Below are 11,799 nucleotides of genomic sequence, written 5' to 3'. Positions count from 1 at the left end.
TGCTACAGCCCCCGATTAGAGTTCGCCTCATCTTGGCATGGTCACTCTGGCGACGCAGGCATCAAGCATCCGCAATGCTTTCTCACTACAAAGCAAGGCATCAAACGCAACTGTAGTATTAGGTTGTTCGCGAGGCGGCATTCCGACATTCTGAAGACGAGGAGACGCTTGCCGGCGACAAGCTGCACCACTACCTCCGTGATCGCGTCATAAGGAATCCAATACAGTGGCTCAGGTCCTGATCGCGGTTATTAAACCGGCGATGGTCCGTGCGCAGCGCGCGCACTATTGTCGTAAGGACTACTGACAGGACGGCCATTGTCCCCGTAATGGATCTCCACATCAGCGTCGAAGAAATAGCCTGCGCCTCGGGCTGTTTTAATTAGACGAGGGTTGGCTGGATCTACTTCAAGCTTTCGGCGCATGCGCAAAATGAGGACATCAACGCTTCGGTCACACACCTCTTCTCCCCGAACTCGGCTCGCAAGCAGAAGCTGTTCTCTCGTTAATACGTCACGTGGCTTTTCCAAAAAGGCGACTAAAAGGTTGAATTCACCCGCGGTCAGCTTGACCTCGTCGCCTTCTTCAGAGATTAGCCGACGTCGCCTAAGATTCAAAGTCCATCCGGAAAAATGAAAGGAACGTCGGTCTTTTGCCCGTGGACTGATAGGAGGCCGGCGTAATGCTACGCGAATACGGGCTAAGAATTCGCGCATTCCAAAAGGCTTCGAAACAAAGTCAGTTGCCCCGAGCTCCAGTGCAACAACTTTTTCTGCCTCCTCAAGACGGTCGCCGCTGATGACAATGATGGGAGTAACCCATTTCATCGTCAGATTGCGCACAATGTCCAATCCGTCTTCACGACCCAGATTGAGATCAAGAACCACAAGATCAACCGGCTCACATGCGAGCACACGATTCAGTTGCCTACTATCGCTGACTGCGGTTACCTTAAAGGCGTGCAAAGTCAGATATTCGACAATAAGATGGCGCATGGCGGCGTCGTCATCGACGACAAGAATGTGTTTCAAATAGCGTACCTTTCAATCTTATCCACGTTGGAAACTTCAGGCTACCGGTTCTTATTCGATCCTTTCCAGTGCGGGTCGGTAGTTCTCGGCCACGCTTGAGAGGCCGGCCCGAAAGTTCGCGATTTGGTGAAAGACGCTATTGAGCGATTTGGGCATCATAGCGCAGATATTCTACCAGCGGCCTATCCATTAGGAATGAACTCCTTGGTCTACCAACTCACGCGCGGCCGTTCGTCAAGGAATGTGCGATGATGACTATGAGACCGACGGGCCCGGTGTTGGCCATTACCTGCGTGATGCCCGCGACGTGGTTTCGATGCGATCTCTGGATGCCACGTCTCGATTGAAGCAGTTGATAGGCTGCGCGAGTTGTAGCCGATCGAGAGGAACGCCAATTGCGGCCCGAATTGATCTCTAATGCTCTTCCATTGAAAGCGCGCGTGCCCGGTTGTGGCGAGTTTTAGCGAGTTCAGCGTGGACTGGGACTTTGCAGCACATTTTCCATAGCACCCAGCTTCCTGTTGTTCATCACAGGGCAACGTCACATAATGGCGTCGCTCTATAGATGGGAGCGCCTTATAGGCGATGCTAACCAAAATCTGGACCATCCTGCACTCCTTGATTCTTCCTTTGCCCATTCGAGTTCGCCGACGTCCGTCTTCCTAATGGATTCGATACTATCGGTGAAATTAATAGTTTGAATGGTGTTCATCTGCGATATGGATGCTAATAATTTATGAGGCATCTGGCGGCAGGTCGCATCCGTGTCGGCCTCCCGCAATCCGACGCTCGATGAAAGCACCTTCTCAATAGACGTTTTCCGGAAGCGAAGTTTCTGGTTGAGCTACAGGCCATCATCATCAACTTAGAAAAAATCAAATTTTTCGGAATTCTGCATACGCCGCTTGTAGACAAGAATTTACGCTTTCTTAACGGCTTCATGAGGGTTCTTTGGCCATAATCTTTGGCCGCATCGAGGGCTGCGTTGATACTAATGCTGATTGAGAAGGTCGGCCACCGTCTCCCCGCGTCGGCGCGCGTCGGCCCCCAGCCATATCTCACCAACTTCATAAACACTACCGTGGGTACGGAATGGCACGATGACGTCAATAGCCGCCGAGAGCATATCAATCAACGTGCGATCTTCAATGGCAGCTCCTTGCGGACTGCTCTTGACGAGCGAAAAGAGCTTCTTGAAGCCCTGGATGGGATTTGCCCCGTGAATAGTGGAGATCGATCCCGGATGGCCAGAAACGACCTCGCTGAGATATGCCCAAGCGGCATCGTCACGCATCTCGCCCAGCAGTATTCGATCCGGCCGCATGCGGAGACTAGCCTGTAAAAGCTGCTCTGCGGTCACCGCACCCAAACCTGCTCCATCCTTAGAATAGAGTAGCCTGACATGATTTTCATGCGGGATTACGAGCTCGAGCGTGTCTTCGATAGTGATCAGCCTTTCTTGCGGTGGGATAGCGTTGATCAAAGTCTTGCTCATCGTGGTTTTGCCGCTTCCTGTGTGTCCGCAAAGCAGCATTGTCAGTCGCCCAGTCACGCAAGCTTGCAGGAATTCTTCCAAATCACCGCGAGCGTAGTACTCCAGAATTTTTTCATCTTCTTGAGCTTGGCGCTCCTTGCGCGACTGCCATTGGTTCCAGCGTGATGCATGATAGCGGGATGATACTTCCTTGAGTTCGGCAACACGAGTGGAGGGGCGCCGAATTGTCAGACTAACAGTACCTGACGGCACTGCAGGCGGTAAACAGATCTGCAGCCGCTCTCCGCCTGGCAACTCGGTGGCGCAGAGAGGGCTTCGTGGTCCTACATCCTGCTTTCGCAACGCTCCGGCCAAGATCGCAATATCTTCAAGATCGTCGTATGTGAGAGATGAATGATATTTCGTGAACGCACCGGCCTGGCGAACGAACGCCTCCCCGGGCTTATTAATCGCGACCTCTTCGGTCCTTGGGTCCCCAAGCCATTTCAAAACCGGTTTGAGGAGGAAATACAATTGGGGATGTGCCACCGCTTGCATCAAAGTCTCCAATCTTCATTATCGTTGAGGTGCTTAGGCCATAGTTTATCGGCTTCTCCCTCTCTTTGGCCCGTTGGTCGCCTTAAGCTCGTATATTTCTGAGAAATCAAGATCACGAGCGACAAAAATGGACACGGCGTCCCCCTGGTTTTTCTTCAGGGTTGGCGGAATGTTGACCGTTGCCTCAAGCGCAGTATCGACCGTTTGTCCACCATTGCCTTGAAAATTGTTGACGCTGAGTCCGCCTGAACTTTCACCGTATTGACTGGCGGCTTGGAACGCACCCTGGACGACGCTCAACAGCATTGCGCCTCCAAATCGTTGCCAGACGTGATTGTCCACGGTACCGGGCATGCCGGAGCGGCCGAGTTCATCAGCGCCCGGCGACGCGAGCGAAACCACGGCATGAGTCGGTGTTTCAGCGCGGTTCCAGATTACAAAGACTCGCGCATCCCCCTGCCGTAAACCCTGCTGAATTTCACCAATAACGGTTGTTCCGCGATCTAGAAGCACAATATTGTTCGTCGCCCCACGAATGTCTTGGGGTAAGACGCACTTTACGAAGCCCGGCAAATTCGTATCGATCGCTGTTTGTAAAACGCAGGGAATAATGGTTCCTTGGGTAATCATGAAGTCAGGGTGCGGCAGGAGTATAGCTCTGCTTGGCCCCTGCACACCGGGTTTCATGCGAGTTGACAGATCGTTCTCGACTGGAGCTTCGCCTGCGTGCAACGAGGTGTCGTTCTGTTTCTCTTCGCGGGGGTGACTAATGTCAGCCGATTGATCACCGCTATCATAAGCGAATATTGCCGATTGCGCGACCTGCGGATCATCCAGCTCTGGAGAGCTCTGTTCTGGCGCTGAGGCTGACGGCTGAGCAGCCTGTTTGGGTGTTGGAGGATCGGGAGCAACCTCAATCGGTGCCGGGCGAAAAGGCTCCGCATTGGTGACCAGCGGCGTTTGAGGCGGTTCACCTTTTTTCGTTGAGAAACCGACGGTCCAAATGAGAGATAGAGATGAAACCAGAATTAGGCTTGCAATCAACAACTTCTTTGATCCCGAAAGACGTCGGCGAGTTGGCTCGGCAACCAAGGATCCCGACGCATCTACGTCGTGCCTCGATTCTGAATTGGCGTCATTCATCGGCTCGTCCTTTTCATAACGCGCCATACATCGGCTCTTACCGTACCGGTGCCCGGATTTCTTCCAATGGGATCGTATGCGCTATTGAAAATCCCTAATACTGTATGGCCATCCCTCAGCCGCCATTCACGGGCAACTGCGGAAACCTCGATATAGTCGCCTTTAATCGAAAAATTGGCAGCAGCTTCCTTACCGTCCGGATTGATCATGTAGATGGAGGGAATGCGTACATTGCCTGGAAAGCGGAAAACAGTGGTGACTCCGTTATCGAAGACTTCCAATGGTGTTAGCGAGCGATCGCCCTGTGCGACGTAGTGGAAATTGTTGGCATCCGGATTGGCGGCTGCGGCCGGCTGATCCAACAAATCCTGAGCTCTCTGTTGAGACTGCGCTTTCGCCCGCATACCATCGAATATCGATTGCTTTGCTATTTCCTTCCGCCGAGCAGCAGCGTCGTCGTTCGGATAAACGAATTGTACGCTGTAGTAGAGGTCAGGTTGCTCTTTATCAAGTCGAGACATGACCTTGGTGGAAATGTTGAAGACATATCGTCGCGTACCTGCCTCGCTCGCAGTCAACACGATAACTGGCTGCGGGGAGAGCGCTTGACTTGCCTTGAAAAAGAGATAGTTTCCTCGCGGAAGAGCTGCCAGATCCTTGCTATTGGACACGGCGACCGCTGTTACCGTCTCGCCGGCGCCGAATGTAACAACTAGTGTTGCGCCGACAGCGGTTGACATTCGGACCACCTGGTCGGGGTTGTAGGCCAGATAGCGCATGCGCGGATCCAGTTTGCCGGCAGCAGGAGTATCTTCCGCATGCACGCCCATCGCAAAAGAAATCAAACAGATTAGTGTGAGAACGGCCCTTGTTATCATGGCTGGGTCCCTCCCGCATTCGAGACGGTATCTTCCGAGGCCTGGTAGGAGGTAACGATTAATCCTGCTGGATTTGTCAGCCTCGATTGGCCAGGCAGGCTTGTGACATTTTCATAGCGGACGGTTGCAGTCCAAGTACTCACCATTGGCATCTGACCATCCAAGATGAGTGTTCGTCTGTAACGAATCTGCTGCACTCCCGGCGCAATATCATTTGAGGAGATGTGCTCGACATCCAGCCTACCTCGTTCACCGATTGTGACCTGCGGCGAGGTCGGACTAGGGTAATTGAAGAATTGCTGATATTCTTGGCGTACAGATGGTGCGCTGAAACTCGATACGAGATCATAGGCGTATTGAGCTGTGTCCGCTGTATAGCCCTCGCGTAGGCGGACATATTGCCAAAGTGAAGCTTTGATAATGGCCTGCTCTTGCGTGGCCGGCAGTCGAGACACGGACACTTCGCTATCAACCGTTCCATCCGGTCGTACCCAAAGATACACGGGCACAAGCTTGATCAACGGAACCATGGTGGCGATAGTGAAGGCCTGGGCAATATTTCCAAGAACAGCAGCAGCCGCAATGACGACCAGCACCTTGGAAAGACGCCGCGCCGATTTCGCGCGTGAAGTTTGGAAGGCCTCCACTTCCTTATAATGCGCAGAAAGTGATTCTCGCCCCACCAGGAGACCATACTCAGGTCCGTTCATTTAGGCGCTCCCGCACATTCGACGTCAAGATCCGTTGCGGTGGGTTGCCATCGTCCCACATTTAGCTGAAACGCCGCGCCCTTGCAGGTCGCCAGTGTATCACTTGTCTTGCAAGCGGCCAAAGCGAGGAATAGAAACAGAGAACAATACTTCATGTAGTCAACCTGGATTTTCATAATCATTGCGTTTAACCGCGCGTAATTTGGGCTAATTGGCGGGCGAGGCTACTGAGAGATTTATTTGTACCCGCCCAGGTGCCACCTCCAATATTGCTGGCTATCATTGGAAGCGCTACGATCAAAGCGTCACCAGCTAGAAAGAACATGTCGAGTTCGTAAAGCCCGATAATTTTGGCTGCCGTCGTGCCCGCATTGTTAATTACGAGGAGCATTAATACGAGAGCCGCTGATTCCGTTGCGATAACTAAAGTCGCCACGATATTCAACAGGAGAAGCAACAGCGCGTAGGAGAGGAGCTGTCCAACCCATTTGGAGGCCATGTCGCGGGTGTAATCGAAGAGATAGCCTACAAGGATCAGCGGACCGATCGCCAAGAGTACCTTGGTAAGAATCCCACAGGCGTCATAGATCTCAAACGCTACCCAAAGCGCACCGTAGAAAACCCATTGCGCGCCTTCAAAGGCGAGAGTGTCTTGGCTATTCATCGGTCCGATTTCGGATGCAATCTTCTGAAAGCTGATCTGGCTAAGAGCGAACATGACGTCAAGCGTTCGCGGAATATCCATCGGAATGCTACTGCCACTGATCTGGTGAACGAAGCTCGGGATCGCATCCTCAAAGAATGACACTACGTAGTCATGATAGTTCGCCTGCCCCAAGACAAGAGAGACAACGATCGACACCCTGATGATCTTCGTGATCCCACCACGAGTATCGATTTCACCACGTATGACCAGAATGCCCTGGATTATTATCCAAAGCGTGACGCACGCCACCAGAGGCGCATTGATTGCGCTCTGGATCTTATCCAGCACTCCGTTCAGTGCGATTGAAAAGGCGGTATCAAAGACCGTATGTATAGCCGTAAAAGGCGCAGAAATTGCGAATTTCATCAAATCCAACCTGATTTGGTTTTTTCCACCGCAGGTGGGCTGAGTTGAACTATTGTCTGAGCCGCACTACGCACCGTACAACTATGGGAGGCGGGGGATGGCAAAGATTGTCGCAGTTTTTTGCCGTTCTCGGCGCTGGGCTGCGGCCTCCTCTGCGACATGAAGGCCGGCCTGCGCGGTGGCCATCGTCAGCAGACTCGTGGCCTGGCTGTTCTGGATGATTGCGTCGTGGATCTGTTTGAGAAGCAATCCGTTTGTGACCGTGGCCTGCATGATGTTTCTTGAACGCGACAACTGACCTAGCGTGTTGCCGTTTTCCCGAAGGCGCTTGTCCATCATCTCCAGATTGCCGGCAGCAACGCCCGCGGCATTAGCAGCACCGGCAATCTGCTGACGTAGCAGCGCCGCTTCCGCGTCGGAACCAATGATTCTACGATCGGCATCCAGCGCGATCGCACGCGCTGTGGTCGAGCCTGGTGCCTGACTATCAAACATCTGATTGCCTAGCTGAGTGGTCGAGGGATATCGGTTCGGTTGGTTGAGTGAGCTTAACAGACTGGTGACGCCAAAGGACGACGTGAACATCGTCACCAATTGAATTGTCTGGTCGAGAATCGCAACCGATTTTTCGATTTGCACGATAGCCTGAGCTATTCCTGCTGCGTCAATGACAGGCATTCCCTGCGCTCGAGCTGGCCCCTGCAGCACAAGAAAAGCGGCAACCGCGGTCACTGTGAGTTTGGAAAATTTCATGAACTCCTCCGTCAATCTTGCACTTCATGATAACGTGCCATGAACTTGTCGATCCACGCACCAGGGGCATCTCCGTAATTTTCGCGGAGCCGATCGGCAAAGCGCACCGTGTTTGCCCGCCCAGACAGCACGGCGACATATTCGCGCATTTCACTAAGGTCGAATTCGCAGATAACGCTGCCGCTCTCGCGCTTCAGCAAAAATTTGCGACTGCCGATTGCCATTTGCTCGCGGACAGCCTGAAATTCTCCTTCGGTACACTTCAAGCCGTCGATGTAGGCTGATCGGTCCGCCGTCGGTGATGGATAGAAAATTTTCGTCATGCATTGTGCAACAAGACTGGCTCCGATGGGTGACTCCAGAACATGCTCGGGTTGTTGTGTTGCGAGTATCAACATGCCGTTATTCTTGCGAACAGTCAGCAAGAACCTGTCGACGACTGCAGCGAATTGGGGGTTTAATAGATAAAAGCGAAACTCGTCGCAGCTCATGACAAAGCGACGTCCGTCCACGACAGAGCCCACGCGATGCAGTAGATATGCAGCTGCCGGCGCACAGACCTCCTCGTACTCCAGGAGCTGCGTCATGTCGAAGCCTGTAATGGAGGCGTCCAGCCTTACTTCATCTGCCTCGCCATCAAAGGCCCAACCCAGCGCGCTTCCTCTGCACCACCGCTCCAATCGTGCACCTGCGCCCTCGGAGGGGCTGTGCAACAGGAATTCGCGTAGTCCTGCAATTGAGCGCATGCCTGGCTCAAACGAAAGCTGCCGGGTGATGCCGCGGTCCAAGCGGCGGTTCTCTTCCGGCGAAATAGCTCCGCGTCCGTCGCTCTCAATGAGGGCGACTATCCACTCGCGCAGAAAATCCCGCGAGGACGATGTATCGTCCAGGCCCCGCAGAGGCGCCAAGCCGCTGGGAACGCCTCTACGTAGCGCCAGATATGTGCCTCCCGTGGCACGTACCAGCAGTTCACCACCGCGGTCCTTGTCAAAGAAAACAATCGCACCATTGCGTTCAACCATGCTCTGCTCGAGCATGGCAAGGATAAAGGTCATGAGCGTTGTTTTGCCTTTTCCGACGGGTCCGAATATCGCCGTCATGCCGACGTCATTCTCATGAGGGACATAATCGAAAGGGGTTCCACCGTTGGTGCGGAAGCGTGCAACTGCATTGCCCCAGTGGCCAGAATTGATGCCGCTCGGAAAATTCTCAAATGAGACCAGACCGGCGAAATTGCGGGAGGTGATTGCCCCGGGTCGCGTGCGCCACTTGGTGTTCCCCGGAAGTTGTGCCCAGTAAGCCGCCTCCATACCAATACCTTCCTGGACAATGACGGCGCCCGAATCCGCCAACCGCGTGCGGGCGCTTGCAGCGCGGTCGGCAAGGCTATTGAGATTATCGGCATAGACGCACAGGCTTAAATGGTGCGAGCCCATTACGAATTCGTTGCTTGCCAGTGCGTCCTCCGCTTCGGCGAGTTCATTGATCTGGGAGACGGCCTTGTCCCCAGAGCTCGTCATTTGACTGGACTTCAGGCTGAGTTTGGCATGAGCCTGTGCACGCGTGAGGCAGGAGAAACTCTGGCTTAAAACAAGGGGGAAATTCGTGGACAATAGTGGATTCAGCATACCCGGCCGTGTTTTTGCTGGATATTCTCGAAATGAAAACATTGAGCCGACGTAGCTATCTCCGGGGGTACGAATCTCCACTGCGCGTTTGCCGCAGATCACACGATCAGTATAAATCGAAGCGCCGAGTGAGCCGCTAACCACTGGAACCGGAGTCAAACGGCAAGTGATTATCAGCCGGAGCGCTTCCGCGATTTCTGAGAAAATCACGCCTTCTTTCTCGCGAATCCCGAGCCGACGGAGACCGTAGGCGTCGAGGGCGCCAGCAGTGATCTGCCAGAGATCTTCCAGGTTCCGGGCCTGGCTTGCCAGATCGTTCTCCTTGCCTTCGTAGCGCTTGATGAAACGTCCCCTGATTTTGCCGACGGTAGTGCGGGGATACACGATCAAGGTAAGGAAGTGATCGTTGCGAAAAAGACTTCCGAGCAGCACACGCTGCTCATAAGCTTCACTCAGACTACCAGCAAACGTGCTTTGGAACTGCCGTCCCGGCGGTGACGGCACATCATTATGTCGCACTAGATGGGCACATATTGATACGTTATCATCGGCAATGTTGCGCAAGAGCGTATTGAACGCTCGGCAGCGTGCATTTCGGATGGCAACGTCTTCCAGTTCGAAGGGCAAACCTTTGATGTGTGCCATCGCCATGATTGAGCCGTCTTCGAGAAGGATAACCTTGTCGCTGAGGTGGCCAACATATGGCAGATATATCTCACCAGACCTCTCGGTCCTGCCACTTGTGCCGAACATTAAACCATTCCTCTTCCTCGGCTCGGCACTTTAATTGGGTTGGGACTGACGCTTGCCCCGCCCCAGATCGGCCCATCGACGCTTCTGCCAGCGGTCTGCAGATAGAGTAGCGCTACGCTCGCGGCGTTATAGTCGCGCTCAACAACAACCCTTGATCCGAACCACAGTGGCACAAGAATAATCTCGTATAGAGGATTCTGAACGATGACGATGATTAGGCCGGCTAACATCATAAGCAATCCGGCCAAGTTGAGCGGCACACCTAGGAATAATGCAGGGCGTGTCGCCGCCACGTAGAGAATACTCTCTTCCAGTCGGTCGCTCATCAGCCCCCGCCAATGAGGGCTTTACCAAGGAAGCTGGCCCCGAACATGATGACGATCCCGCCGATGACACCCGCAACGAGACCGAGTGAAGCACGACCGAACATCCACGATATGCCGATGGCGACGATGCCGAGCACAGCCAGAGACTGTCCGAACGGTCCAAGGATGAACGTGCAGATGTTATTCACCATCGTCGCGGGATCGGTCCCGCCAGTCACTTGCGCCATCGCGGGCGCGGAGCAGACTATACTCCAGGCCGCCGCTCCGCCGGCAGCTGGCGCATAGGGAACTGCAGCGCGTAACGTTGCCCGCAGCAGAGAAAAGGAGCTAAAACGCACACGATTTGTGCTAGGTGACGCCATTATTTGTATCTCCATTAGTTTGACCATTGGTCATTATTGTTGTTTAAATTCAGGGCCGTGCGACCTTTGATATTTTGGGAGACGCGATGAATCGTCTTCTGAACGCTCTTGCTCATACGAGCCCCACACGTCCCAGATGTTTTTCGAGATCTGCTTTTCATCAGCCTGTTGCGGTGGTTCGATCAGCCGCGGCACGATCTCTCGAGCGGCCGCCTCAACCTTCCGCACATAACCGTTTGCGAACCCGCTCTGCAGATCCCCCGTGTTGTAGGCGGAGATTGCCTTTCGAAGCGCAAGTTGCCTTGCCGCAGCAGTGTCGCCGCCGGCATAGCGGCTTTCAAGCAAGTACGCCGCAGCGGCAAGTGACTTGCAAGGCTGCAGGGCATTTTCAATCGTGAGATTGAGGACGGGAAAGTTATTAGTGTTGATCTGCATAAGCCCGACGTCGATGGAATGCTGCGCGTCGAGGCGATCTTTGACACTATCGCGTGCTTGCGTTTGATCATCCCAGTGAAGGCTCTCACCCGTAGTATTGTCATGTGCCGCAAGCGGATCAAAGCCACTTTCGACCTTGGCAATTGCCGCTAAAGTCGTCGGATCAACCGATGGTGCGCATTCGCGAGCAAGGCGATCAACTTCACGGAAGGATAGTGGGGCAGCCTCGCTAGAAAGGCACGTCGAAGTCAAAACGGCGATCGTCAAGGGCCAAGCTGCAGTTAACATTTCCTATCGCCTCACAGTCGCGAGCTGCCGAAAAAGTCGGCCTCATTTGTCACTCGCGCTTATTGGGCTACGGCCTGTTACGAAACGATGTTCCAATTCTGCGTTTTGATTTCATCTGAAACCTGTGGCATCTCGACCGCGTCCAGGGTACACAACGAGATATTGTCCAAGGTGGTCGACCGGCGATGCCAAGCGCAGTCAGCACCTTCGCGGCATTCTAGGTTAGTTTCCGTCCATAAACGGCTGGTTTTCTTGTGCTTGCAGCGCGTTTGGGTTCCGCTTGGTGGCCGCTTTGAAGCCATGCGGTGTGGCTCATGGGTGCTAATTGCGGCGGCCAGGATTTCTGGTGGAAATGCGCGCATTGGCAACTGCCGGCGTTCCGCCGGTC

The 11,799-nt window shown here is 53.8% G+C and carries 13 protein-coding genes; all 13 read right to left on the bottom strand.

From position 1 onward, the window contains the following. Positions 1–251 precede the first annotated feature (251 nt). Positions 252–1,031 carry a two-component system response regulator VirG gene (gene virG / locus BSG20_RS33710; RefSeq protein ID WP_072382113.1) on the bottom strand — a complete coding sequence of 260 codons (780 nt, stop codon included), beginning with the start codon at positions 1,029–1,031 and terminating at the stop codon, positions 252–254. Between the two features lie 991 nt (positions 1,032–2,022). Beyond that, a complete protein-coding gene (virB11, locus tag BSG20_RS33705) occupies positions 2,023–3,063 on the bottom strand; it encodes a P-type DNA transfer ATPase VirB11 (protein ID WP_072382115.1) in 1,041 nt (346 codons plus the stop codon). A gap of 45 nt (positions 3,064–3,108) precedes the next feature. Further along, a complete protein-coding gene (virB10, locus tag BSG20_RS33700; protein WP_072382127.1) occupies positions 3,109–4,206 on the bottom strand; it encodes a type IV secretion system protein VirB10 in 1,098 nt (365 codons plus the stop codon). Beyond that, a complete protein-coding gene (gene virB9, locus BSG20_RS33695; RefSeq protein WP_072382117.1) occupies positions 4,203–5,084 on the bottom strand; it encodes a P-type conjugative transfer protein VirB9 in 882 nt (293 codons plus the stop codon). Before virB9 ends, virB10 begins: the two co-directional genes overlap by 4 nt. Then, positions 5,081–5,794, bottom strand: a complete 714-nt coding sequence (locus tag BSG20_RS33690) for a type IV secretion system protein VirB8 (RefSeq protein WP_072382119.1) — start codon at positions 5,792–5,794, stop codon at positions 5,081–5,083. The genes virB9 and BSG20_RS33690 overlap by 4 nt, the downstream gene beginning before the upstream one ends. Further along, on the bottom strand, positions 5,791–5,949 hold the full coding sequence (locus BSG20_RS33685) for a type IV secretion system lipoprotein VirB7 (protein ID WP_028740223.1): 159 nt from the start codon (positions 5,947–5,949) through the stop codon (positions 5,791–5,793). Before BSG20_RS33685 ends, BSG20_RS33690 begins: the two co-directional genes overlap by 4 nt. 32 nt (positions 5,950–5,981) lie before the next feature. Continuing rightward, on the bottom strand, positions 5,982–6,866 hold the full coding sequence (locus BSG20_RS33680) for a type IV secretion system protein (protein ID WP_072382121.1): 885 nt from the start codon (positions 6,864–6,866) through the stop codon (positions 5,982–5,984). Between the two features lie 81 nt (positions 6,867–6,947). After that, complete coding sequence (locus BSG20_RS33675; RefSeq protein ID WP_072382123.1) at positions 6,948–7,619, bottom strand: TrbJ/VirB5 family protein; 672 nt, start codon at positions 7,617–7,619, stop codon at positions 6,948–6,950. Positions 7,620–7,630: 11 nt separating this feature from the next. Next, a complete protein-coding gene (gene virB4 / locus BSG20_RS33670; protein WP_072382125.1) occupies positions 7,631–10,000 on the bottom strand; it encodes a type IV secretion/conjugal transfer ATPase VirB4 in 2,370 nt (789 codons plus the stop codon). Then, positions 10,000–10,326: a type IV secretion system protein VirB3 gene (locus BSG20_RS33665; protein WP_022718907.1), complete on the bottom strand. Its 327-nt coding sequence runs from the start codon at positions 10,324–10,326 to the stop codon at positions 10,000–10,002. The genes virB4 and BSG20_RS33665 overlap by 1 nt, the downstream gene beginning before the upstream one ends. After that, a complete protein-coding gene (gene virB2 / locus BSG20_RS33660) occupies positions 10,326–10,688 on the bottom strand; it encodes a pilin major subunit VirB2 (RefSeq protein ID WP_022718906.1) in 363 nt (120 codons plus the stop codon). The genes BSG20_RS33665 and virB2 overlap by 1 nt, the downstream gene beginning before the upstream one ends. A 33-nt stretch (positions 10,689–10,721) precedes the next feature. Further along, positions 10,722–11,411 carry a type IV secretion system lytic transglycosylase VirB1 gene (locus BSG20_RS33655; RefSeq protein WP_022718905.1) on the bottom strand — a complete coding sequence of 230 codons (690 nt, stop codon included), beginning with the start codon at positions 11,409–11,411 and terminating at the stop codon, positions 10,722–10,724. Between the two features lie 77 nt (positions 11,412–11,488). Continuing rightward, positions 11,489–11,799: hypothetical protein (locus BSG20_RS37145; RefSeq protein WP_210216967.1), on the bottom strand; the 311-nt coding region annotated here is incomplete at its 5' end.

The sequence above is a fragment of the Rhizobium tibeticum genome (genome assembly GCF_900110205.1).
Taxonomy (GTDB): domain Bacteria; phylum Pseudomonadota; class Alphaproteobacteria; order Rhizobiales; family Rhizobiaceae; genus Rhizobium; species Rhizobium tibeticum.
This window is presented reverse-complemented; position numbering and strand designations above follow the sequence as displayed.